Genomic DNA, 22,830 nt, shown 5'->3' with positions numbered 1-22,830 from the left:
TTTCAGAGTCAAGCGTTTATTTTCGCTTTTCGTCTGACTGACGGGCCGGTTTGTAAGCCGTTGTGCCGTGTCAGTGGAGGCGCAGTATAGGGATTTTCTGGAAGCTGACAAGTGTTTATTGCAAAAATATGACTGGCCGTGTTTTTTTTCATCAAAATGGGTATTTTGGACACTATTTGCTGTTTAAGTGTACTAACTCCTGAGCAAAACGCGCTACCTGAGGCCAATCGGTGTAGACAACTTCTTTACTAATATCTGTTTCGCCGCCCGTCATCTTCATAATCAAGCGAATCATTACGCGGTCGTACCACTGATAGCGTGGATAACGAAGCGCACCAGCAAACACAGCACAGTGATTTGGCTGCCATGGTGAGGTCAGCAAGAACTTGCGCGTATAAGAGTTAGTTTGTGGAGAACGCTTCTCAGGTTTACGTGCAACCAGGTTTACTGAAAAGAAAGCGCTGGGGATGGTATTCAGCGCTTGTTGATGCTTTTTCACAAACGCAGCCACTGAAGAATGGAAATGCCCATAACGAATAGACGCACCGATAACGACGCGATCATAGTTTCCCCAGGCTATATCGCCAATGCGATGCAGGTTAACGACATCACTCTCGACGCCCAGCTCTTTCAACTCAGATGCTATATAAGAAGCAATCTCGCGAGTTTGACCATCACGGGTCGAAAATAGAATCAAAGTTCTCACAACAGGCTCCGGTTACTCTCGCCAGAAAGTTGGCGTAAACAGTACGAGTAAAGTAAACACTTCAAGACGGCCAAACAGCATATTGGCTATCAATATCCATTTTGCCACAGGATTCATACTCGCGAAGTTGTCAGCCACGACACCCAAACCAGGGCCCAGGTTATTCAGTGTTGCCGCAACCGAAGCAAAAGCGGAGAAATCATCCACCCCGGTGGCGATAATCGCCAGCATGCTAAGGATAAACACCAGCGCATAGGCCGAGAAGAATCCCCACACAGCCTCAAGGATACGTTCAGGCAGCGCACGGTTCCCAAGCTTAATGCTATACACCGCATTAGGGTGCACCAGACGTTTCAGCTCACGATTACCTTGTTTGAACAACAGCAGGATGCGAATAACTTTCAGACCGCCGCCCGTTGAACCCGCACAGCCACCGATAAAAGCAGAGCACAGCAATAGCACCGGTAAGAATAGAGGCCAACGCGCGATACTGTCGGTCGTAAACCCGGCGGTCGTCGCCATCGAGACAACCTGGAAGAATGCCTGGTTCACCGTTAGCAATGCCGATTGGTAAGTATTATGGAACCACAGTACGAGAGTACAGATAACAACCAGGGTAAGTTGCACACCAATAAACATGCGGAATTCAGGGTCGCGCCAGTAGACTTTTATATTACGCCCACTTAATAAAGAGAAGTGCAGGCCATAGTTACAACCTGAGATCAGCAGGAAGATGGCAATAATAGTATTAATTGTTGGGCTGTCGAAATAACCAACGCTTGCATCATGCGTGGAAAAACCACCAATCGCGATAGTCGCAAAACTATGACCTATCGCGTCAAATGCTGGCATACCGGCAAACCAAAGCGCCAACGCACACGCGACGGTTAACAAGACATAAATGATCCACAGGGTTTTTGCCGTATCAGCAATACGCGGGCGCATTTTGTTATCTTTCAGCGGCCCAGGCATTTCAGCGCGATATAACTGCATCCCGCCTACACCGAGGATTGGCAGAATGGCGACGGCGAGAACAATGATTCCCATACCGCCAAACCACTGCAACATCTGCCGGTAAAACAGAATGGCATGTGGGAGCGAATCAAGCCCGACAAGGGTCGTCGCACCGGTAGTGGTCAAGCCCGAGAACGATTCGAAGAATGCGTCGGTAATGGTAAGATTCGGCTGTTCAGCGAAGATAAATGGCAACGCACCCACACTCCCCAGCACCGTCCAAAACAGTACGACAATCAGGAAGCCTTCTCGCGGTTTGAGCTCACTTTTTTGCCGCCGGTTTGGCCACCACAGAAAAGAACCAATGGTCAGTGCGACGAAGAAAGTCTGGGTGAAAGCTCGGCCTGCACCATCGCGATAAATTAAAGCTACCAACCCTGGAATAATCATGGTCACGGAAAATAGAATGACTAACAGACCAACGATTCGGGTTATGGCGCGAAAATGCATTTCAGCCGCTTCCTTAACTATCAAAAAATAACGAGAGGGAATTATTGTTCAGCCGGCAATAGATGCAATGCACCGCGGCTAAAATCAGCAAGTCTGACTGAAAACTCAGCCAGTTTCGCGTGTGGTAACGCGATACGTAATAATACAGATGCTTGAAAATCACTTTGCACGAGAACTCCGTTGCACAGTTTGAGCAACGCTTCGATTCCCGCAAGCTGCGCATAGTCGCACTGCAAAGTATATTCGGTTAGCGGGATTTTGAGCAAAGTAGGCAATTGATTTAATGCCATCTGCACTCCACCACCGTAGGCTTTCACCAAACCGCCCGTACCGAGTTTTATACCGCCAGAGTAGCGCACTACCACGGCGGCAATTTCCCCGATGCCGCTCCCCATAAGCTGGGCGAGCATTGGTTTTCCAGCGGTTCCTGCTGGCTCGCCATCGTCAGAGAAACCTAACTGCTGCGAATCATTGGGAGCACCAGCCACCCAGGCCCAGCAATGATGCCGGGCTGCCGGGTGTTCAGAGCGTACTTTTTCAAGAAACTCTTTTGCTGCTATTACGCCGGTCGTATGAGCAACCAGCGTAATAAAACGGCTTTTCTTAATTTCCTCACTGACCATTACGGATTCAGCAGGAATCAGCCAACTATCCATTACGCCAGTTTCAAATCGCGCGTCATGTTTTCAATGCTATTTTCGTGAACAATCACATTGTCTTCAATACGAATGCCGCCGAACGGTTTCAAGGCTTCAATACGCTGCCAGTCAAAGTGCTTGCTGTACTGCCCTTCGCGCCACGGTGCGAGCAAAGATTCAATAAAGTAAATACCAGGTTCGATAGTCAATACCATACGTGGTTCCAGCACACGGGTGCAGCGCAGGTAAGGATACTGCGACGGCGCTGCCAAATGCGTACCGGAATCATCTTGCATAAAGCCAGCGACATCATGCACCTGTAAACCGAGCGGGTGACCCAAACCATGCGGCATAAATGGGCCCGTAATCCCGGATTCAACCATTGCTTCTTCGCTAATACCTGTAACCAGTTTATGACGATTCAGCAGCTTAGCGATGCGTTGATGAAACTGAAGATGGTAATCGGTGTAACGCACACCCGCTTTCAGCGTATCAATCAGTGCAAGTTGTTCGCTATTAACATCTTTCACCAATTGAGCATAATCGTTGTCGCTTTTAGCCGACCAGGTACGCGTTAAATCAGCGGCGTAACCGTTGTATTCCGCACCCGCATCCAAAAGGAAGCTACGCACTTCGGAAGGCGCACGGTTATCAAGTTTGGTGTAGTGCAACACAGCTGCGTGCTCGTTGAGCGCCACAATGTTGCCATAGGGAACATCAGTATCGCGGTGACCCGTTGCGGTCAGATAAGCCTGATTGATATCAAACTCACTCATCCCGGACAAAAATGCTTCGTGTGCTGCTTGATGACCCACTACCGCCGTTTTCTGCGCTTCGCGCATGCAGGCCAGTTCATAATCAGTTTTATAAGAACGATGGTAATGCAGGTAATCAATGACCCCTTTCGGGTTGATGTTCGTGGCTTGAATATCAAGCTGCAATGCACGCTCAGGCACCGGCCCAATATAGCCGATGTTGCTACGTGCCGCAGGAAGCTGGCTGCCTATGCCATCCGCTTTTGGCAAAGCAATCACATCAATTTCGTCAGTCCAGAAGGATTCAGGCAACGGTTCAACGTTATGCCAGTAATCAACAGGCAGGTAGAACCATAATTTGGGTTTGTTAACGCCATCCACCAGCAACCAGCAATTTGGCACTTGTGTCACAGGAACCCACGCCTTGAACTGTGGATTAACTTTGAACGGATATGAATGATCATCAAGGAAGACGTTGAAAAGCTCGCCCGAATGAATCAACAGCGCATCTAGATTAAAACGCGCCAGGGCATTGCGGGTGCGTTCTTGCAAGGTTGCCACATGATCTTTATAAAGTGAGGCCAGTGAATCCATGATTTACCCTTCTGTTTTTTTAAACTGAACGCCACGCATCTTAGCACACCGCAAAGTTCGCGAACTTATTTCCAGCGGCTGTGATCATCTTTGCAAATATTTAAAGAGTAATTTGCATTTCATTAACATCAATTCCACACTCCTTTCCATCTGGTACGACCAGATCCCATTGCTGGATTCAGGAGACTGACATGCTCTACCAAGGTGAAACCTTACATCTCGACTGGCTGGAAGACGGCATCGCAGAATTGGTATTTGATGCGCCCGGTTCAGTGAACAAACTCGACACCGCGACAGTAGCCAGCCTTGGCTACGCGCTCGATGTTCTGGAAAAGCAGCCAACGCTGAAAGGCCTGATGCTGACCTCCAATAAAGCCGCGTTTATCGTCGGTGCCGATATTACCGAATTCCTGTCGTTGTTCCTGGTTCCTGCGGAACAGCTGACCCACTGGCTGCAATTCGCTAACAGCGTTTTCAATCGTCTGGAAGATCTGCCTGTCCCAACTATTTCTGCAGTGAATGGTTATGCGCTTGGCGGCGGTTGTGAATGCGTGCTGGCAACGGATTATCGCCTGGCAACGCCAGATACCCGCATCGGTCTGCCTGAAACAAAACTTGGCATCATGCCAGGCTTTGGTGGTTCAGTGCGCTTGCCGCGTATGTTGGGTGCCGATAGTGCACTGGAAATCATCACAGCCGGTAAAGATGTCAGCGCCACTGAAGCGCAGAAACTCGGTTTAGTTGATGGCATCGTTAAAACTGAAAAACTGCGCGACGGTGCTTTGGCAATCCTGCGCCAGGCAATTAATGGCGATCTGGACTGGAAAGCGAAACGCGCACCGAAACTGCAACCTCTCAAGCTGAGCAAAATCGAAGCCACAATGAGCTTCACGATTGCTAAAAGCATGGTGATGCAGATTGCAGGTAAACACTACCCTGCCCCGATGACGGCGGTAAAAACGATTGAAGCCGCGGCAAGAATGGGCCGAGACGAAGCATTACAACTGGAGACTCAAAGTTTCGTGCCGTTGGCGCGTTCTAATGAGGCCCGTGCGCTGGTCGGGATTTTCCTTAACGACCAATACATAAAAGGTCAGGCGAAGAAGCTGACCAAAAATACCGAAACCCCGAAACAGGCTGCCGTTCTTGGCGCCGGGATCATGGGTGGCGGCATTGCTTACCAGTCTGCCTGGAAAGGTGTACCGGTATTAATGAAGGATATTAATGAGAAGTCACTTGAGCTGGGCATGAATGAAGCCAGCAAGCTTCTCAATAAACAGCTGGAACGTGGAAAGATCGACGGGCTGAAACTGGCGGGCGTCATTGCCACAATTCACCCAACACTGGATTACGCCGGTTTTGAGCGTGTCGACGTGGTGGTTGAAGCGGTTGTTGAAAACCCGAAAGTGAAAAAAGCCGTTCTGGCAGAAGTGGAAGATAAAGTCCGCCCGGATACCGTTCTGGCGTCAAACACCTCAACCATTCCTATCGGCGAATTAGCAAACAGTCTGAAGCGCCCGGAAAACTTCTGCGGTATGCACTTCTTCAACCCGGTACATCGTATGCCGTTGGTGGAAGTGATTCGCGGCGAGAAAACGTCTGAGCAAACTATCGCGAAAGTCGTGGCGTGGGCCAGCAAAATGGGCAAAACACCGATCGTGGTGAACGACTGCCCTGGCTTCTTCGTGAACCGTGTTCTGTTCCCTTATTTTGCGGGCTTCAGTCAGTTGATGCGTGACGGTGCTGATTTCCGTCAAATCGACAAAGTCATGGAAAAACAGTTCGGCTGGCCAATGGGTCCGGCGTATCTGCTCGACGTTGTCGGCATTGATACCGCGCATCACGCTCAGGCCGTTATGGCCGCGGGTTTCCCACAGCGTATGCAGAAAGATTATCGCGATGCCGTTGATGCGATGTTTGACGCGGGCCGCTACGGCCAGAAAACCCAGCAAGGTTTCTACCGCTACAAACAAGACAGCAAAGGCAAACCGCGTAAAGAACAGGACGAAACCACAGACAGCCTGTTGGCGGATGTCAGCAAGCCACGCCACAACTTTAGCGACGAAGAAATCATCGCCCGCATGATGATTCCAATGGTCAACGAAGTGGTGCGTTGTCTGGAAGAAGGCATTATTGCAAGCCCGGCAGAAGCCGACATGGCGCTGGTTTACGGTTTAGGTTTCCCTCCGTTCCACGGTGGCGCATTCCGCTGGTTAGATACCATCGGCAGCGCAAAATATCTCGATATGGCTCAGCAGTATGAACATCTTGGCCCGCTCTACCAGGCGCCGGACGGTCTGCGTGCGAAAGCTTCCCGTAACGAGCCGTACTATCCACCGGTCGAGCCTGCGCGCCCAGCCAGTGACCTGAAAAGTGCCTAAGGAGTGATTATGGAAAAGGTTGTAATTGTTGATGCCATCCGCACCCCGATGGGCCGTTCAAAAGGTGGGGCATTTCGTAATCTGCGTGCAGAAGATCTTTCCGCCCATTTGATGCGTGGAATTCTGTCACGTAACCCAGCGTTAGAAGCTGCCGCACTGGATGATATTTATTGGGGTTGTGTACAGCAGACTCTGGAGCAAGGTTTTAACATTGCGCGTAACGCGTCGCTGCTGGCGGAAATCCCGCATTCAGTCCCGGCTGTTACGGTCAACCGCCTGTGTGGTTCTTCCATGCAAGCCCTGCATGACGCGGCGCGTATGATTCAGACCGGTGATGCGCATGCCTGCCTGGTCGGCGGCGTAGAACATATGGGTCATGTGCCAATGAGCCACGGCGTTGATTTCCATCCTGGTTTGAGCCGCAACGTCGCCAAAGCAGCAGGCATGATGGGCTTAACCGCCGAAATGCTGGCACGTATGCACGGCATCAGCCGTGAAATGCAGGATCAGTTTGCGGCTCGTTCGCATCAGCGTGCATGGGCAGCCACAGAAGCGGGCTATTTCAAATCTGAAATCCTGCCGACCAGCGGCCATGACGCAGACGGCGTGCTTAAACGCTTTGATTACGATGAAGTGATTCGCCCGGAAACCACCGTTGAAGGCCTGGCGGCGCTGAAACCTGCATTTGATCCGGTCAACGGCACCGTCACGGCGGGCAGTTCTTCTGCTCTGTCAGATGGGGCGTCGGCGATGTTGCTGATGAGCGAATCACGCGCCAAAGAGCTGGGTTTGAAGATCCGCGCTTATGTTCGGTCTATGGCGGTGGTGGGTTGCGACCCATCCATTATGGGTTACGGCCCAGTTCCGGCATCGCAAATGGCGTTGAAAAAAGCGGGCCTGACTGCCGCTGATATCGACCTGTTTGAGATGAACGAAGCTTTCGCCGCGCAGATCCTGCCGTGTATTAAAGATCTGGGTTTGATGGATAAGATCGACGAGAAGATTAACCTGAACGGCGGCGCGATTGCTCTTGGTCACCCGCTCGGTTGTTCCGGCACCCGTATTAGCACCACACTGTTAAATCTGATGGAACGTCGCGATGCGCAGTTTGGCCTAGCCACCATGTGCATCGGTTTAGGACAAGGTATTGCCACTGTTATTGAACGTACTTAATAACGTTTTTCAAAGTCATTGATGCTGTAGCGCGGCGGCAAATGAGTGAGTCCCAATGAGCTTACTGAAGTAAGTGATTTGGATGAGCGAAAGCAGCCAACAAAGCTACGGCATCAAGGACGAAGAAAAAGAGTTTAGTTGCTGTAGTTCCCGCCTGTCAGGGGCGGGTTTTTTCTTTCTTTTTCTTAACGTTTCGCTCAAAAACAAAAGCCACCGACTATGCGGTGGCCTGTCTGTTCAGTTTGCTCTTAAATAAACGCGAAAGCATCGCCAAACATACGCTCAGCACTGGCACCACGTTCATTACAGAACAGGTCACGCGCAATCTTTGCCATTTCAAAACGCCCGGCAATATAAATATCGTGTCCGGCAAGCGTTCCATAATCCTGCATCACTGCGGTTAACACAGTGCCAGTACGGCCGCGCCAGCCTTCTTCCGGTTGCTCAACTACCGCTTCAACTCGCAGGTTTGGATGAACAACCGACAGCGCTTCCAACTCAGACAAGTCATAAAGATGCTTATCTTCGCGACCGCCCCAGTAAATGGCGATTTCACGTTGTGGATTACGTGCAAGAGCAGTCAGCAAAATCGAACGTACGTAAGAGAAGCCAGTCCCGCCCGCAATCAAAATTAACGGACGATCTTCGTCTTCACGCAACCAGGCATCGCCGTGCGGAATATCTACGACGATTTCTTTCTCTTTCAGAATACGGTCCATCACCGCCATGGCGTACAGATTGATCTCTGATGCGCCAATGTGCAGTTCAATATACTCATGGTCGCTCGGCGTGGATGCCATGGAGAACGGGCGTTTATCGCGCTCATCCATCACCACCATCAAATACTGCCCGGCCTGAAAGGAGAATTTCGCTTCCGGCAGTAATCGAACGCGATAGACCGTGTCAGTTATCGCTTCTACCGAGGTCACTTTACAGCTTAAGGTTGTCATGCTTCCCCTCTGTCGGGTCAATAATGCAAAGCAGAAAAATCCGCCACTCAGGCGTTTTTACTGTCGTCGAAAATAGCCAGCTCGTCCCAGATTGCATCAATACGCGCACATACTTCTGCATCTTTCTTAATAGGACGACCCCACTCACGTTGGGTTTCCCCTGGCCATTTATTGGTGGCATCCAGTCCCATTTTTGAACCAAGGCCGGAAACCGGCGAGGCAAAATCCAGGTAATCGATTGGTGTATTTTCTACCAAAACGGTATCTCGCGCAGGATCCATTCGTGTCGTGATGGCCCAAATGACATCGTTCCAGTCGCGCGCGTTGACGTCGTCATCGCAGACGATGACGAACTTGGTGTACATAAACTGCCGCAGGAAAGACCATACGCCCATCATCACGCGCTTAGCGTGACCTGCGTATTGCTTCTTAATGGTGACAACCGCAAGGCGATAGGAACATCCTTCCGGTGGCAGATAAAAATCAACAATTTCCGGGAATTGCTTCTGCAAAATCGGCACAAACACTTCATTGAGTGCCACACCGAGAACCGCCGGTTCATCCGGTGGCCGCCCGGTGTACGTTGAATGGTAAATCGCATTCTGGCGCTGGGTAATATGCGTAACGGTAAATACCGGGAAGTCATCTACTTCATTGTAGTAGCCCGTGTGGTCACCATATGGCCCTTCTGGTGCCATTTCACCCGGCTCAATATAGCCTTCCAGCACAATTTCCGCGCTGGCAGGAACTTCAAGCTCGTTAGATATACACTTTACGACTTCGGTTTTAGTGCCACGCAATAAACCGGCAAAAGCATATTCTGACAGGGTATCTGGCACTGGAGTGACCGCGCCAAGAATGGTTGCAGGGTCGGCACCTAATGCAACAGAAACAGGGAAACGCTCACCAGGATGTTCAGCACACCACTCCTGGAAATCCAGCGCGCCACCGCGATGAGATAACCAGCGCATGATAAGTTTGTTTTTGCCGATAACCTGCTGGCGATAAATGCCCAAATTCTGGCGCTCTTTATGCGGCCCACGCGTTACCGTCAAACCCCAGGTTATCAGCGGCGCTGCATCTTCAGGCCAACATTGCATGACAGGAATACGCGATAAATCAACTTCATCACCTTCCAAAATGATTTCCTGACAAGGGGCGTTACGCAGCCGCTTGGTCGGCATATTCAGGACTTGTTTAAACTGCGGGAGTTTATCGAATAAATCGCGGAAACCCTTCGGTGGCTCAGGTTCTTTCAGGAAGGCCAGTAACTTGCCGACTTCACGCAATGCAGAAACATCTTCCTGCCCCATTCCCATCGCGACGCGTTTCGGAGTGCCAAACAGATTACACAGCACTGGCATATCGTACCCTTTCGGGTTCTCAAATAGCAGAGCCGGGCCATTCGCTCGCAAAGTACGATCGGCAATTTCCGTCATTTCCAGGTACGGATCGACCGGCATTGCGATACGCTTTAGCTCGCCGCGTTGTTCAAGTAATTCCAGAAAGTCGCGTAGGTCGTGGTATTTCATGCAATTAATCGTAGTCAGGATTTTGCGGTCATTATACGGGCTTCATGCACTGCATGCTGTATTTTTGTTAATAACGCGTAAATGCTTGTCTGATAACCAATCAGTGAATGGTTATACTTGTGCTGTCTATCCCTAATAACGGCCTTTTGCTATTCTTCCTGGGTTGATTAGGAAAAAGAGAACTTATGGAATCCTGGTATCTGTTGTACTGCAAACGGGGTCAATTACTGCGGGCGCAAGAGCATCTTGAGCGTCAGGACGTGAATTGCCTCACCCCGATGATCAAAATTGAAAAGATCGTGCGAGGCAAACGCACTGCGGTCGATGAACCACTGTTCCCAAATTATATGTTTGTTCGGTTTGACCCTGAGACCATTCACACAACGACAATTCATTCAACCCGCGGTGTCAGCCATTTCGTGCGTTTCGGCAGTCTTCCTGCCACCGTGCCAGGTGATGTCATTGAGCAGCTCGTCAACCACCAGCCAGAAAATATCACCGATCCCGATACGCCGTACGCAGGCGATCGCGTGGTCATCACTGAAGGGGCATTCGAAGGTTTGGAAGCTATTTTTAGCGAGCCGGACGGTGAAGCCCGCTCCATGCTGCTGCTGAATTTGTTGAATAAACAAGTGACGCAGAGTGTGAAAAATACTGATTTTAAAAAGACGTAAAGCTAATCAGGGCGGATAAGCCTCCGCCCTGGAACGAAAACCTAGCGCTGCATTTGCTCGTCATGCAACCATTGTGCGACACGCTTCGAGAAGTACGTTAACACGCCATCTGCTCCGGCACGTTTAAAGCACAGCAACGATTCCATAATAGCCGGTTTCTCTGCCAACCAACCGTTCTGAATTGCCGCCATGTGCATCGCATACTCGCCAGAAACCTGGTAGGCAAAGGTCGGCACGCCGAAGGTATCTTTCACACGACGAACCACATCCAGATATGGCATTCCCGGTTTCACCATCACCATATCCGCGCCTTCTTGCAGATCCTGCGCAACTTCCTGCAGAGCTTCGTCACCATTAGCGGGGTCCATCTGATAGGTCTTCTTATTACCCCCTTTCAGATTGCCCGATGAGCCAATCGCATCGCGGAACGGACCGTAATAGCAAGACGCGTATTTAGCTGCGTAAGACATGATTTGGGTGTTAACAAAACCGTCTAATTCAAGCTGGTCACGAATCGCCCCAATACGGCCATCCATCATATCGCTAGGCGCTATGATTTCAGCACCGGCTTCCGCATGGGAAAGCGCCTGGCGCACCAGAATCTCACGTGTAATGTCGTTGATAACGTAGCCGTCTGCATCAATCACGCCATCCTGCCCATGAGTGGTGTACGGGTCGAGCGCTACGTCAGTCAGCAAACCCAACTCTGGCACTGCATCTTTCAACGCACGTACCGCACGCTGGACCAGGCCATTCGGGTTATAAGCTTCTTCCGCGTGCAGCGACTTTCCAGCACTTTCAATAACCGGGAACAGTGACAATACCGGCACACCGAGTTTGGCGACAGTTTCCGCTTCTTTGAGCAGCAGATCGATAGTCATACGGTAAACACCCGGCATCGACGGGACTTCTTCCTGGCGGTTCTGGCCTTCCATCACGAACACAGGATAGATAAGGTCGTTAACCGTTAATTGATTCTCCGCCACAAGACGACGACTGAAATCGTGGCGACGGACGCGGCGCATACGGCGGCCAGGAAACGTACCGGGAAATGCATAGCTCATTGATTTTCTCCTGATTTAAGCCAGCCGGAAAAGACGGCGGGCATTGTCATCTGTTACTTGCGCAAGCCAGGCGGGATCTTCTCCACGCCATCCAGCCACCTTTTCCAGGATATGAGGCAAGTAACAGGGTTCGTTCCGTCGGGAAGCAGGTTTTGGTTTTAGATCCCGCGGTAACAAGTAGGGGGCATCAGTTTCCAACAACAGCTGATGCGCTGGAATAACCGGTAACAATTCACGTAATTCAAGGCCGCGGCGCTCGTCGCATACCCAGCCAGTGACACCGATAAAAATTCCTCTGGCAAGGCATTCACGAACTTCATTTTCTGTTCCGGTAAAGCAGTGCAAAACCACACCCGGTAACTTATCAAGCCACGGGTCGAGCAAAGCGATAAAGCGCTCGTGCGCTTCGCGGCAGTGCAAAAATACTGGCATCATCAGGTCAGCTGCAAGGGCCAGTTGTGCAGTAAAAGCGCGTTCTTGCTCAGCAGGCGTTGAGAAATTACGGTTGAAATCCAGGCCACACTCACCGATAGCCACCACTTCCGATGCGCCGGCAAGTTCGCGAATAGCGTCTGCGGTTTCGTCTTGCCAATGGCTGGCATCATGCGGATGAACACCCGCAGTCGACCAACAGCCCTGGTACTGTTGCGCCAGTAACAGTGCTTGCTGACTTTCGTGAATATTGGTTCCGGTAAGCAACATGCCGCTCACTCCCGCAAGCTGTGCACGCGCAACAACATCAACATGGTCTTTAGCAAACTGGGAGCTGGTAAGATTTACACCGATATCAAACATAGCGTCTTCCAAACGACGACCGCCCTAAAGGGCGGCCTGATTTTATGACTCTTATTTAGAGTTCCTGTCTTCTTCAACGTCATCTTCTACGTCTTCCATGTCTCTGCGACCTTTGCCGACATAGTAGCGGGAGAAGAACACACCGATTTCAAACAGACAGTACATGGGTATTGCCAGTAGCGTTTGAGAGAAGACATCCGGCGGGGTGAGCAGCATGCCGACAATAAAAGCCCCAACAAAAATGTAAGGCCGCTTCTTCTTTAACGCTTCCGGCGTTGTGACTCCCATCCAGCACAGCAGAATAATCGCCACCGGCACTTCAAATGCCACCCCAAATGCCATGAATAATGCCATAACAAAATCGAGGTACTTGGCGATGTCAGTGGACACCACCACGCCCATCGGTGCGGTTTTTGTCAGGAAACCAAAGGCCAGCGGGAAAACGACAAAATAAGCGAACGCAATGCCGAGATAGAACAATAACGAACTGGAGATGAGTAACGGCGTGACCAGTTTACGCTCGTGTTTATACAAAGCAGGCGCGATAAACGCCCAAATTTGATAAAGAATGACCGGCGCGGACAAAAACACCGAGACATAAATTGTCAGTTTAATTGGGGTAAAGAAAGGAGATGCGACGTCGGTGGCAATCATGGTTGACCCAACGGGCATCTGCTTAATCAGCGGAGATGAGACAATCTGATAGATGTCATTGGCAAAGTAAACCAGTGCCAGGAAAATCACCAGCACAGCGATAATGCTATTTAACAGTCGCTTGCGCAGCTCTATCAGATGGCTGATAAGCGGTTGGGTATCTTCAACGGCCATGGTTACTGTTTATCACTCGAAGGTTGTGAGGAAACGGGTGTTTTCGCGGGCTCTGCTATGGGTTTAATCTGAGGCTGAGTCAACTCTTCAGAAACTTCTGCTGCCGCTGAGGCAGGAGCTGTTTCTGTTTCAACGACTGGTGCTTCTTCAGGCGCGCTGGCCTGATGTGCAGCAGTTGCTGGAGTCACGCCTTCATGGCTATCCTGAGCGTCTTTCACCAGTGGATTATGGATGGTATGAGCCTCGTCACTCCCCTTTTCAGGTTCATGCGTATACGAACGCTTCATCGACTCCGCCGCCTGACGCAGTTCATCCATTGATGCTTTGAGTTCTGGAGTGAGGTTATCCATGCTCGCTTTTTCAACCTTCTTCAGGCTGTCTTGTAGCTCCTGGATTTTCAACTCCTGAACCAGTTCGTTTTGCACCGTTGCCGCCAGAGAGCGCAAAGCGCGCACCCAGCCGACAACCGTTTTAACAGCCACAGGCAAACGCTGTGGCCCGAGAACGATCAGACCAATGACAAAAACCAGCAGCAGCTCACTGAAACCAATATCGAACACGGTTTACACCTGCTCTTTATCGTTGCTCTTAGCTTCGTCTTTCTTCACATCGCCTGGTTGCTTATCTGCAAGCGTTTTCGCTGTGAAATCGGCATCCTGAATGGATTTATCTTTCTCTTTATCTTCATCATCGCTCATGGCTTTTTTAAAGCCTTTGATGGATGCGCCCAAATCAGAACCGATAGAACCCAGCTTCTTAGTACCGAAAAGCAGAACCACGATGACGGCAATGATCAACAATTGCCAAATACTGATACCACCCATAATGTTGCCTCAAATCACAGTGATGAATAGATAACGGTCTTTATTGTACCGCACGTTGTCTGTTAAAAACGATTAAAAACAGCTCAGGATGAGCGCCGCCAACCAATCAGCCAGGCAACAATGCCAGCGGCCATAAGCCCTGCAGGCAGGTATTGCCATTCCGGTTTGCTAATCAATAATAACGTGCCGCTTAACAGCAGCGTGGCACCAATGCCAAACAGATAGCGGGATTGAGCCTGACGCACCTGATTGCGTTGCAAATCACGCGTTATTTTATCAACACTCTGCTGTAATTGTTTACCCTGGCGCAAACTGTCGTACATCAGTTCTGGTAGTTCTGGCATTTTTTCTATCCAGAACGGTGCTTTTTCTTTAAAAGAGCGAATAAGCGCAGGAATACCAACCTGATCTTTGATCCAACTTTCCAGGAAAGGTTTGGCTGTTTTCCACAAATCTAGTTGTGGGTAAAGCTGTCTTCCAAGGCCTTCAACGTATAGTAGCGTTTTTTGCAGTAAAACCAGCTGCGGCTGCACTTCCATATTAAAACGGCGTGCCGTGTTAAACAGGTTAAGCAGCACATGGCCGAAGGAAATTTCTGCCAGCGGTTTCTCAAAGATAGGTTCACAAACGGTGCGAATAGCGAACTCAAACTCTTCAACGTTGGTATCCGGTGGTACCCAACCTGAATCGACATGCAGTTCCGCAACCTTGCGATAGTCACGGTTAAAGAAGGCAATAAAGTTTTCCGCCAGATAGCGCTTATCTTCTTTATTCAGTGAACCGACAATGCCGCAGTCGATTCCAATATATTGCGGATCTTCAGGGTGATCGTAGCTGACAAAGATGTTACCGGGATGCATATCGGCATGGAAAAAGCTGTCCCGAAAGACCTGAGTGAAGAAGACCTGTACGCCGCGTTCTGCCAACAGTTTCATGTTGGTGCCTTGCTCTTTAAGCATGACGATATCAGAAACAGGAATACCGTAGATCCGCTCCATGACCATCATGTTCTCGCTACAGTAGTCAGAGAATACTTCCGGCACATAGAGCATCGGGCTGTCTTCAAAGTTGCGGCGCAGCTGGATTGCGTTGGCGGCTTCACGCAGAAGATTAAGCTCGTCAATCAAGGTCTTTTCATACTCGCGCACCACTTCCAGAGGGCGTAAACGGCGACCATCTGGCATCAATCGCGGTACCCATCGAGCAAGGCGGTAGATGAGTTTCATATCCGCTTTGATAATCGGCAGGATATCCGGACGAATGACTTTGATAACAACATCGCGCCCATTCTCTTTCAGGCGCGCGGTATGAACCTGGGCAATTGAAGCTGATGCGAGCGGTTGTATTTCGAAATCATCAAACCAGGTTTCGATAGGGATCCCACCCATCGATTGTTCAATTTGCCTTTTAGCCAGCGCGCCATCAAAAGGGGCAACCCGGTCTTGCAACATCGCAAGTTGGTCTGCAATTTGTGGCGGGAACAGGTCACGACGAGTCGAAAGCATTTGCCCAAACTTGATCCAGACCGGCCCCAGCTCTTGCAGTGCAAGGCGCAGCCGCTCACCGAGAGGTTTCTCTTTATGGCGATTTGGCATCCAGAAAAGCATGCGCCGCCAGATGCGTAACGGCAACGTAATACGGATCCGAGGGATCAGTTCATCCAAACCGTAGCTAAGAAAAGTGCGGATAATAAAATAGAGGCGGCGAATCTCTCCAGGCGTCATTTGTTCTCCAGTTTGTCCAGTCGCGCAATAAGTGCATCGACCTTACGGTCGACAGCTGCCGTTTCCTCAGCAAACCATGCGACTTCCAACGAGCCCGGTGCCATCTTCCACTCTTCAGTAATAGCTTCTGACAGGTATTGCTGGTTACGGGAAAATCCTTTTTTCAATAACTTACTGCCGCCACGAATAACCTTGCTGATACCTTCAGCAGCAATATCACCGATATAAGGCGCTAACAATTCAGCGGGATCGAACTCAGCAAGATCCATCAGGGCAACCCAATTCTGGACGACCTGAATATCACCCTGAACTTCTAATTCACCGCTGCGAATCAGTGCCGTAAGCTGTTGCCGGTCACGCAATTTCGGCAGTGTGCTAAACCCAGTCTTCACCAGACAATCAGCTTCACCTTCCCACTGGCCTAATACATCGATTTGTTGTTCGCTAAAAACCAAAACGATTGGCGACGAGAACTCTTTGAGCTCAACACGTAACACCTTACCCACTAAGCGCTGCCGTGCCGCCTTCAAGCCTCGGTCTTGCCAGAGAAATGTATTGAGCAGGTTTTCTATTCCGGCAGTCATTAGCGGTGTAAATGGCATCACGAGTTCCCAATCAGAATTTATAACCACGGTGCAGCGCAACAACGCCAGCCGTCAGATTGAAGTAGGTGGTATTTTCAAAACCGGCATCTTCCATCATCGCTTTCAACGTTTCTTGATCAGGGTGCATACGGATAGATTCAGCCAGATAACGGTAGCTTTCCGCATCTTGTGCAACAATTTCACCTATACGCGGCAGAATATGGAACGAGTACGCATCGTAGGCTTTGCTAAGAGGTTCGATAATCGGTTTAGAGAATTCCAGAACCAGCAGACGACCGCCCGGTTTTAAAACACGGTACATCGAGCGCAGCGCTTTTTCTTTGTCTGTCACATTGCGCAGACCGAAAGAAATAGTAATGCAATCAAAGAAATTGTCAGGGAAAGGCAGAGCTTCGGCGTTAGCCTGAACATAACTCACGTTGCCAACAATACCGATGTTGCGCAGTTTTTCACGCCCCATTTTCAGCATTGAATCGTTGATATCCGCCAGAACCACTTCGCCTGTTTCGCCGACCAGACGGGAGAACTTAGCGGTCAAATCACCGGTGCCTCCCGCTAAATCCAGTACGCGCTGACCACGGCGAACACCACTGCAATCAATGGTAAATCGCTTCCAGATACGATGGATACCGAATGACATCAGATCATTCATTACGTCGTATTTTGCGGCCACAGAATGGAACACATGGGCCACCATATCGGCCTTCTGTTCCTTCGCTACAGTGCGGAAGCCAAAGTGTGTTGTTTCCTGGGATTCTTCAACCATCTCGATGCCTGCTTGTCCAAAAAATGTTTGTGGAGTGTAACAGAATGAGGCCCAAAGCCCTATGCTTCAAGCTCCGGAGCTTACCCTGGGCTTAACGCTCACCAACGATATGTCGGTTCTCTAAACTCGCGTTCTCTTCGTCTTCCAGTCTGGCCTGTTCGACCAGATCGGGATTAATCTCACGTTTAACCTCAACCCCCAAGCTGCGAAACGCATCTGCCTGAATGAGTATATTTCCGCGGCCTGAAGAGAGTTTTTTCATCGCCTGCCGATAGTTATCCTGCGCTTTATCCAGGCTTTGACCCATTGCCGACATGTCGTCAACGAAGAGGCGCATTTTGTCATACAGTCGGCTGGCGCGTTCGGCAATTTGTTGCGCATTTCGGCTTTGATGCTCATAACGCCACAAATTGGCAACGGTTCGTAGCGCTACCAGCAAGGTCGTAGGGCTCACCAGCATGATGTTATTTTTGAGTGCTTCGCTGATAAGTTCAGGCTGGCGGTCAATCGCCAGTAAAAACGCAGGTTCGACGGGGATAAACATCAACACATAATCCAGAGAACGCAGCCCCGGCAATTGCTGGTAGTCTTTGCGGCCAAGCATGCGGATATGGTTACGCATGCTGGCAATGTGCTCATTGAGCGCACTTTCGCGAGTTAGCTCATCTTCACCGTTGTAATAACGCTCATAGGCCACCAGCGTCATCTTGGCATCGATGACGACATCTTTGCCTTGCGGCAAACGCACAATGACATCGGGCTGCATTCGGCTGTTATTTTCGAGCTGAATATTGACCTGAGTTTCGTATTCATAACCCTCTCGCAAACCAGATGCCTCCAGCACACGAGTCAGAACAACCTCACCCCAGGTCCCTTGAGTTTTGTTATCCCCTTTCAGAGCTTTGGTGAGATTCAGTGCCTCTTGCGCCATTTGGGCATTCAGCTGTTGAAGGCTACGGATTTCATGAGTAAGCGTGTGGCGCTCGCGGGCTTCCTGACCAAAACTCTCTTGCACCTGGCGACGGAAACCATCCAGCTGTTCGCGCAATGGTGAGAGTAAGCCATTTAAACTTTGGCGGTTTTGTTCTTCAACTTTGCGGCCACTTTGCTCAAAAATACGGTTGGCGAGGTTTTCAAATTGTTCGCTCAGGCGTTGCTCGCTGTTAAGCATCTGGCGATGTTTGTCATCGGCATTAAGGCGGGTTTGTTCTAAAAGCGTGGAAAGTTCGCGGATATCCGCTTCCTGCGCACTTTTGATCTCAAGCTGGGTGCGCAATTCTCGATTGAGTTGCTCGCATTCCTCTTTCCAGTGCTGGTTTTGCTGTAACTCCTGCCGGGCAGCAGTCAGTTCACCGTAGATTTCTCGTTGCTCTTCATACAGTGCGGATTGCCTCCCGGTTGCGCGCAAACTCGCCAGCAACCATCCAGTCAGAACACCAACCAGTGCAATACCGATCCCGAATAAAATAGAAATATCCACAGTCACTCCTGCAAGCCATGCTAAACATCAGCAAAATAAAATTCTGCTGTATAAATGTCCAGATGAAAAGGGATTTCCTGCGAGGCGTTACGCAAAGCGTAAAAATTAAGCCGGCTTGCACCGGCTTATTGGGACTAGATTAAGCGACGAGCCGCTTCCACCACGATTTGCACCGCGTGGCTTTCTGTTTTTTTCATGGTTTCAGCATTCGGGATTTCTTGCTGAGTACGGTTCACAATCACGCCAGCCACCATACCTGCACGCAGGCCCTGGCTTGCGCACATGGTCAGAAGGGTCGCGGATTCCATCTCGTAGTTCATCACGCCCATCTGCTGCCACTCTTCCATGGAACCTTTATAGCGGCTCACTACGCGACCTGAGAAGGTGTCGTAACGTTCCTGGCCTGGATAGAAGGTATCAGAAGAAGCCGTCACACCAATGTGCGTAGTCGCACCGATAGATTTCGCCGCTTCAACCAGTGCAGTAGTACAGGCAAAATCAGCAACGGCTGGGAATTCCAGCGGTGCGAAGTGCAGGCTGGCACCGTCAAGACGCACAGACGCAGTGGTCACCAGAACGTCACCGACATTAATATGCGGTTGGATTGCGCCAGTCGTCCCGATACGCAGGAAAGTACGAATGCCCAGTTGCGCCAGTTCTTCCACAGCGATAGAAGTCGACGGGCCGCCGATGCCGGTCGAGCAGACAATGACTGGCTTGCCATCTAATTCAGCACGCCAGGTAGTAAATTCACGGTGGGCAGCCAATTTTACCGGCTTGTCCATCAGTACTGCGATTTTTTCCACGCGCTCTGGATCGCCCGGGACGATGGCAAGCGTTGCCCCTTGCAGATCATTTTTAGTGAGGCCGAGGTGAAAAACATCAGACTTGGACATAACAGACTCCTGCGTTGAATAGGTTGGCTTGTATATCTAAGGAGGTACTGTACCGAACCTCTGCAAAGAATTACGTGACCGATTTCACTTTGAATGAAACAAATTACATTATTTTCAATTGAGATAGTGATCTGAATCACACTCAATCACAGAATGATCCATTAATCAGCCAACAATACAGCAACTCGAAGAATGGCAGGTAAAAGCTATAGTTATCGCACTGCGTTAATTCTGGTCAGGAGAATGCCAATGAAAGAAGAAAAATCCATAGATAAATTGCCGGGCGGAAATTATGCACCAGCGGCCTCCCCTCTGGCTTCAACCCTCTTGCATACCCCAGATGACGCGATTCTGGCGGGGGAAACATCAATTCCTACGCAGGGTGAACAGATGCCTGCCTGGCACGCCAGGCCAAAAGGCGCTGAAGGTTCTTTGCCCATCGTGATTGTAGTGCAGGAAATTTTCGGCGTGCATGAACATATTCGCGATGTTTGCCGCAGATTAGCACTGGAAGGATACCTGGCCATCGCGCCAGAACTCTATTTCCGCCAGGGCGATCCCAGTGATTTTGCTGATATTCAGACGCTTTTAAGTGGACTGGTCTCTAAGGTTCCCGATGCGCAGGTGTTGGCGGATCTCGATCACGTCGCAAACTGGGCGGCTAGAAACGGCGGCGATGCTCATCGCCTGATGATTACCGGTTTTTGTTGGGGTGGACGAATTACCTGGTTATACGCCGCACATAATCCACAGTTGAAAGCAGCCGTTGCCTGGTATGGAAAACTGTTGGGCGAGAAATCCCTTAATTCACAACATCATCCAGTCGATATCGCCATTAATCTGAACGCGCCAGTGCTTGGACTTTACGGCGGGCTAGACACCGGGATTTCGCAGGAAAGTGTAGAAACCATGCGCCATGCTCTGCGCGCTGCGAATGCCAACGCAGAAATCATCGTCTACCCGGAAGCTGGCCACGCGTTTAACGCAGATTATCGCCCGAGCTACCATGCCGATTCAGCAAAAGATGGCTGGCAGCGCATGCTGAAGTGGTTTGAACGATATGGCACAAAGAAGTAATACATGCCGCCCTGGTTCAACCCAGGGCTTTATCCCTGATATTAATAAGTGTACTTCATCACATTCCTGAGCCTGTTTTTTTTACTCTTGCCAGCACCCAGCATCAAAAAATTTGCCGCAGCAAACACCTTCATGACCCTGTTCACACTTTCCCTAACAGGTTTTATTGTTCTGCTCCGAAATCAAAATTTTCGACGCTGCACACCAAACTATTTCTCTGTTTAACACATCTGTTCTCCTCAATACTCACAACAGACACAACGAATTCTCACTTGGTGAACAGGAGATTTACGATGACTCACGCTTTTGATGCCCAGCCTTTTGCACTGCCGTTTGATCCCAAAAGCACCGCACTGGTGATGATTGATATGCAACGCGATTTTGTCGAAGCCGGTGGTTTTGGCGAAGCGTTAGGTAATGATGTTTCACTGGTGCGTAGCGCAATCGAACCGTGCAAACGTGTTCTGGAGGTCGCCCGCCAGAAAGGCCTGTTAGTGATTCATACCCGCGAAGGACATCGCCCTGACCTCACCGACTGCCCACCAGCAAAACTCACGCGCGGCGGTAAGACGTTTATCGGTGAAGCAGGCCCAATGGGCCGCACGCTGGTGCGCGGTGAAGCCGGTCACGACATTATTCCTGAGCTGTACCCTATTGCCGGCGAGCCGATTATTGATAAGCCGGGCAAAGGCGCGTTTTACCAGACTGACCTGCACCTGATCCTGCAAAACAGCGGTATCAAAACGCTGATCGTCTGCGGCGTCACCACTGAAGTTTGCGTGAATACCACCGTTCGTGAAGCCAATGACCGCGGCTACGAATGCATCATCCCAGAAGACTGCGTCGGTTCTTACTTCCCTGAATTCCAGAAATACGCCCTTGAGATGATCAAAGCCCAGGGCGCAATTTTCGGCTGGGTCAGCGACGCCAACAACATCATTAAAGGTCTTAAAGGCTAAACGGCATGGCTATCGTCACCCTTACGGCAAACTCATGCGGATATTTAACCGCCAGGCGTTTGCCAGAAATTATTCAGGTTCATAGCTGTTTTTCACACGCTCTCAACCTGATCGACGACGATGGCCATCTTTTTACCCTGTTGAGTAGCGAGAAATATCAGAATCTGCCCGATGCCGTGCGCGTCACGCAGCCGGAAAACTGGGACTGGCGGCAGCAGGCAAGCCGCGGAGAGACAGTCCGCACAACCGCAGGAAAATTACAGGCACGGCACTGGCAGGTCGATATCAGCGCAGCGACTATCTGGCAACCCAGGCTTGGCGGTTCATCGGTAAGCTTGAACGCGCTGCCAGACGCACTGCGCCATTACGAAACGCTCAGCTCGCAGCTTTTTTTGTTCTGCCTTGAGCACCAGGTTGAAAGTGATTTGCTTTGGGCGCGCAGCCCATTAAGCCCCAGCGAAAGCAAACGCCAGTTGGCTCCCGCAGAAGCGATGGAACAGTTCGAATCTCAGGTGGCACAGCTTATCGGTTTTGGGCGCGGCCTCACCCCGGATGGCGACGATTATCTGCTGGGATACCTGGCTGCACTTTGGCCCTGGAAGCTGAACGTGGGGCTCAGGGAACATCAACAAAGGCTGCATCAGGCCATCAGCATAAACCTGCCGCGCACCACGGATATCAGCCGCCATTACCTTAACCGGGCGCTGGAAGGCCATTATTCGCAGCCGGTCTGCGAGTTGCTCGAAAAAATTACGACACGGACACCCACGGCAGACGTTATCGCCGCCACGGAACACGTTATGCAGTTTGGCGCGTCCTCCGGCGTGGACTGCCTCGCAGGAATATTGCACGGGCTGCGAAACATCAACACAGCTCATTGAAAAAACACAACTGATTCACGCAGCGCGGCAAACGCTCTGCGCGGGATCGCTTTGCCCGGATTTC

At 50.5% G+C, this 22,830-nt stretch carries 22 protein-coding genes; 6 read left to right on the top strand and 16 right to left on the bottom strand.

Features of this window, described 5'->3' with window-relative positions; all coding sequences use genetic code 11:
- Positions 1 to 172 precede the first annotated feature (172 nt).
- The 4 genes from hemG to pepQ are packed head-to-tail and all read right to left on the bottom strand — an operon-like array spanning position 173 to position 4,157.
- Entirely contained in the window at positions 173 to 706 is a 534-nt protein-coding gene (gene hemG, locus BSPA111_RS21350) for a menaquinone-dependent protoporphyrinogen IX dehydrogenase (RefSeq protein ID WP_183273148.1), read from the bottom strand.
- A 12-nt stretch (positions 707 to 718) separates the two neighbouring features.
- Positions 719 to 2,170: a Trk system potassium transporter TrkH gene (trkH, locus tag BSPA111_RS21345; RefSeq protein ID WP_183273147.1), complete on the bottom strand. Its 1,452-nt coding sequence runs from the start codon at positions 2,168 to 2,170 to the stop codon at positions 719 to 721.
- A gap of 41 nt (positions 2,171 to 2,211) precedes the next feature.
- Positions 2,212 to 2,826 (bottom strand): IMPACT family protein, encoded by a 615-nt coding sequence (locus BSPA111_RS21340; RefSeq protein ID WP_183273146.1) that lies wholly within the window; start codon positions 2,824 to 2,826, stop codon positions 2,212 to 2,214.
- Complete coding sequence (pepQ, locus tag BSPA111_RS21335) at positions 2,826 to 4,157, bottom strand: Xaa-Pro dipeptidase (RefSeq protein WP_183273145.1); 1,332 nt, start codon at positions 4,155 to 4,157, stop codon at positions 2,826 to 2,828. Before pepQ ends, BSPA111_RS21340 begins: the two co-directional genes overlap by 1 nt.
- A 191-nt stretch (positions 4,158 to 4,348) precedes the next feature.
- Here pepQ and fadB point away from each other — a divergent pair, with 191 nt between their 5' ends.
- Both fadB and fadA read left to right on the top strand, forming a co-directional pair.
- Positions 4,349 to 6,538, top strand: coding sequence for a fatty acid oxidation complex subunit alpha FadB (gene fadB / locus BSPA111_RS21330; protein WP_183273144.1), 2,190 nt, complete (start codon positions 4,349 to 4,351; stop codon positions 6,536 to 6,538).
- Positions 6,539 to 6,547: 9 nt separating this feature from the next.
- Positions 6,548 to 7,711 carry an acetyl-CoA C-acyltransferase FadA gene (gene fadA / locus BSPA111_RS21325; protein ID WP_183273143.1) on the top strand — a complete coding sequence of 388 codons (1,164 nt, stop codon included), beginning with the start codon at positions 6,548 to 6,550 and terminating at the stop codon, positions 7,709 to 7,711.
- Between the two features lie 248 nt (positions 7,712 to 7,959).
- On the opposite strand, the gene fre is transcribed toward fadA, so the two are convergent.
- Complete coding sequence (fre, locus tag BSPA111_RS21320) at positions 7,960 to 8,661, bottom strand: NAD(P)H-flavin reductase (RefSeq protein WP_183273142.1); 702 nt, start codon at positions 8,659 to 8,661, stop codon at positions 7,960 to 7,962.
- Positions 8,662 to 8,708: 47 nt separating this feature from the next.
- Positions 8,709 to 10,193 carry a 4-hydroxy-3-polyprenylbenzoate decarboxylase gene (gene ubiD / locus BSPA111_RS21315; protein WP_183273141.1) on the bottom strand — a complete coding sequence of 495 codons (1,485 nt, stop codon included), beginning with the start codon at positions 10,191 to 10,193 and terminating at the stop codon, positions 8,709 to 8,711.
- 185 nt (positions 10,194 to 10,378) lie between these two features.
- On the opposite strand from ubiD, the gene rfaH reads away from it, so the two are divergent.
- The gene (gene rfaH, locus BSPA111_RS21310; RefSeq protein WP_183273140.1) at positions 10,379 to 10,867 is read left to right on the top strand and encodes a transcription/translation regulatory transformer protein RfaH; all 489 of its coding nucleotides are present in this window, start codon (positions 10,379 to 10,381) and stop codon (positions 10,865 to 10,867) included.
- 41 nt (positions 10,868 to 10,908) lie between these two features.
- On the opposite strand, the gene hemB is transcribed toward rfaH, so the two are convergent.
- The 10 genes from hemB to udp all read right to left on the bottom strand — a co-directional run bounded on the left by hemB (position 10,909) and on the right by udp (position 19,849).
- Positions 10,909 to 11,931: a porphobilinogen synthase gene (gene hemB / locus BSPA111_RS21305; RefSeq protein WP_183273139.1), complete on the bottom strand. Its 1,023-nt coding sequence runs from the start codon at positions 11,929 to 11,931 to the stop codon at positions 10,909 to 10,911.
- A gap of 15 nt (positions 11,932 to 11,946) precedes the next feature.
- Entirely contained in the window at positions 11,947 to 12,726 is a 780-nt protein-coding gene (tatD, locus tag BSPA111_RS21300; protein WP_183273138.1) for a 3'-5' ssDNA/RNA exonuclease TatD, read from the bottom strand.
- Between the two features lie 51 nt (positions 12,727 to 12,777).
- Positions 12,778 to 13,554: a Sec-independent protein translocase subunit TatC gene (tatC, locus tag BSPA111_RS21295; RefSeq protein ID WP_183273137.1), complete on the bottom strand. Its 777-nt coding sequence runs from the start codon at positions 13,552 to 13,554 to the stop codon at positions 12,778 to 12,780.
- Between the two features lie 2 nt (positions 13,555 to 13,556).
- Positions 13,557 to 14,114 carry a Sec-independent protein translocase protein TatB gene (tatB, locus tag BSPA111_RS21290; protein WP_183273136.1) on the bottom strand — a complete coding sequence of 186 codons (558 nt, stop codon included), beginning with the start codon at positions 14,112 to 14,114 and terminating at the stop codon, positions 13,557 to 13,559.
- A 3-nt stretch (positions 14,115 to 14,117) separates the two neighbouring features.
- Positions 14,118 to 14,378, bottom strand: a complete 261-nt coding sequence (gene tatA / locus BSPA111_RS21285; RefSeq protein WP_183273135.1) for a Sec-independent protein translocase subunit TatA — start codon at positions 14,376 to 14,378, stop codon at positions 14,118 to 14,120.
- An 83-nt stretch (positions 14,379 to 14,461) separates the two neighbouring features.
- Positions 14,462 to 16,102 carry a ubiquinone biosynthesis regulatory protein kinase UbiB gene (gene ubiB, locus BSPA111_RS21280; RefSeq protein WP_183273134.1) on the bottom strand — a complete coding sequence of 547 codons (1,641 nt, stop codon included), beginning with the start codon at positions 16,100 to 16,102 and terminating at the stop codon, positions 14,462 to 14,464.
- Positions 16,099 to 16,704 (bottom strand): SCP2 domain-containing protein, encoded by a 606-nt coding sequence (locus BSPA111_RS21275; RefSeq protein ID WP_183273133.1) that lies wholly within the window; start codon positions 16,702 to 16,704, stop codon positions 16,099 to 16,101. The genes ubiB and BSPA111_RS21275 overlap by 4 nt, the downstream gene beginning before the upstream one ends.
- Before the next feature lie 13 nt (positions 16,705 to 16,717).
- The gene (ubiE, locus tag BSPA111_RS21270; protein WP_183273132.1) at positions 16,718 to 17,473 is read right to left on the bottom strand and encodes a bifunctional demethylmenaquinone methyltransferase/2-methoxy-6-polyprenyl-1,4-benzoquinol methylase UbiE; all 756 of its coding nucleotides are present in this window, start codon (positions 17,471 to 17,473) and stop codon (positions 16,718 to 16,720) included.
- A gap of 91 nt (positions 17,474 to 17,564) precedes the next feature.
- Positions 17,565 to 18,953, bottom strand: a complete 1,389-nt coding sequence (gene rmuC / locus BSPA111_RS21265) for a DNA recombination protein RmuC (RefSeq protein ID WP_183273131.1) — start codon at positions 18,951 to 18,953, stop codon at positions 17,565 to 17,567.
- A gap of 134 nt (positions 18,954 to 19,087) precedes the next feature.
- Positions 19,088 to 19,849 carry a uridine phosphorylase gene (gene udp, locus BSPA111_RS21260; RefSeq protein ID WP_183273130.1) on the bottom strand — a complete coding sequence of 254 codons (762 nt, stop codon included), beginning with the start codon at positions 19,847 to 19,849 and terminating at the stop codon, positions 19,088 to 19,090.
- Positions 19,850 to 20,098: 249 nt separating this feature from the next.
- Here udp and BSPA111_RS21255 point away from each other — a divergent pair, with 249 nt between their 5' ends.
- The 3 genes from BSPA111_RS21255 (at position 20,099) to BSPA111_RS21245 (ending at position 22,766) form a co-directional block, all read left to right on the top strand.
- The gene (locus BSPA111_RS21255; RefSeq protein WP_183273129.1) at positions 20,099 to 20,926 is read left to right on the top strand and encodes a dienelactone hydrolase family protein; all 828 of its coding nucleotides are present in this window, start codon (positions 20,099 to 20,101) and stop codon (positions 20,924 to 20,926) included.
- Positions 20,927 to 21,219: 293 nt separating this feature from the next.
- On the top strand, positions 21,220 to 21,885 hold the full coding sequence (locus BSPA111_RS21250; RefSeq protein ID WP_183273128.1) for a cysteine hydrolase family protein: 666 nt from the start codon (positions 21,220 to 21,222) through the stop codon (positions 21,883 to 21,885).
- A gap of 5 nt (positions 21,886 to 21,890) precedes the next feature.
- Positions 21,891 to 22,766, top strand: a complete 876-nt coding sequence (locus BSPA111_RS21245; protein ID WP_183273127.1) for a DUF2877 domain-containing protein — start codon at positions 21,891 to 21,893, stop codon at positions 22,764 to 22,766.
- Positions 22,767 to 22,830: the final 64 nt, after the last annotated feature.

The sequence above is a fragment of the Buttiauxella sp. A111 genome, from assembly GCF_014189855.1.
GTDB lineage: Bacteria > Pseudomonadota > Gammaproteobacteria > Enterobacterales > Enterobacteriaceae > Buttiauxella > Buttiauxella selenatireducens.
Note: the sequence above shows the minus strand (reverse complement) of the source record. Positions and strands in the feature narration are given on the sequence as shown.

Coding starts and splice junctions, on each gene's coding strand:
- fadB (WP_183273144.1), top strand. CDS start 4,349: ATGCTCTACCAAGGTGAAACCTTACATCTCGACTGGCTGGAAGACGGC.
- trkH (WP_183273147.1), bottom strand. CDS start 2,170: ATGCATTTTCGCGCCATAACCCGAATCGTTGGTCTGTTAGTCATTCTA.
- ubiD (WP_183273141.1), bottom strand. CDS start 10,193: ATGAAATACCACGACCTACGCGACTTTCTGGAATTACTTGAACAACGC.
- udp (WP_183273130.1), bottom strand. CDS start 19,849: ATGTCCAAGTCTGATGTTTTTCACCTCGGCCTCACTAAAAATGATCTG.
- BSPA111_RS21255 (WP_183273129.1), top strand. CDS start 20,099: ATGAAAGAAGAAAAATCCATAGATAAATTGCCGGGCGGAAATTATGCA.
- BSPA111_RS21275 (WP_183273133.1), bottom strand. CDS start 16,704: ATGCCATTTACACCGCTAATGACTGCCGGAATAGAAAACCTGCTCAAT.
- ubiE (WP_183273132.1), bottom strand. CDS start 17,473: ATGGTTGAAGAATCCCAGGAAACAACACACTTTGGCTTCCGCACTGTA.
- fadA (WP_183273143.1), top strand. CDS start 6,548: ATGGAAAAGGTTGTAATTGTTGATGCCATCCGCACCCCGATGGGCCGT.
- hemB (WP_183273139.1), bottom strand. CDS start 11,931: ATGAGCTATGCATTTCCCGGTACGTTTCCTGGCCGCCGTATGCGCCGC.
- BSPA111_RS21340 (WP_183273146.1), bottom strand. CDS start 2,826: ATGGATAGTTGGCTGATTCCTGCTGAATCCGTAATGGTCAGTGAGGAA.
- ubiB (WP_183273134.1), bottom strand. CDS start 16,102: ATGACGCCTGGAGAGATTCGCCGCCTCTATTTTATTATCCGCACTTTT.
- tatC (WP_183273137.1), bottom strand. CDS start 13,554: ATGGCCGTTGAAGATACCCAACCGCTTATCAGCCATCTGATAGAGCTG.
- BSPA111_RS21245 (WP_183273127.1), top strand. CDS start 21,891: ATGGCTATCGTCACCCTTACGGCAAACTCATGCGGATATTTAACCGCC.
- rfaH (WP_183273140.1), top strand. CDS start 10,379: ATGGAATCCTGGTATCTGTTGTACTGCAAACGGGGTCAATTACTGCGG.
- tatD (WP_183273138.1), bottom strand. CDS start 12,726: ATGTTTGATATCGGTGTAAATCTTACCAGCTCCCAGTTTGCTAAAGAC.
- fre (WP_183273142.1), bottom strand. CDS start 8,661: ATGACAACCTTAAGCTGTAAAGTGACCTCGGTAGAAGCGATAACTGAC.
- BSPA111_RS21250 (WP_183273128.1), top strand. CDS start 21,220: ATGACTCACGCTTTTGATGCCCAGCCTTTTGCACTGCCGTTTGATCCC.
- pepQ (WP_183273145.1), bottom strand. CDS start 4,157: ATGGATTCACTGGCCTCACTTTATAAAGATCATGTGGCAACCTTGCAA.
- tatA (WP_183273135.1), bottom strand. CDS start 14,378: ATGGGTGGTATCAGTATTTGGCAATTGTTGATCATTGCCGTCATCGTG.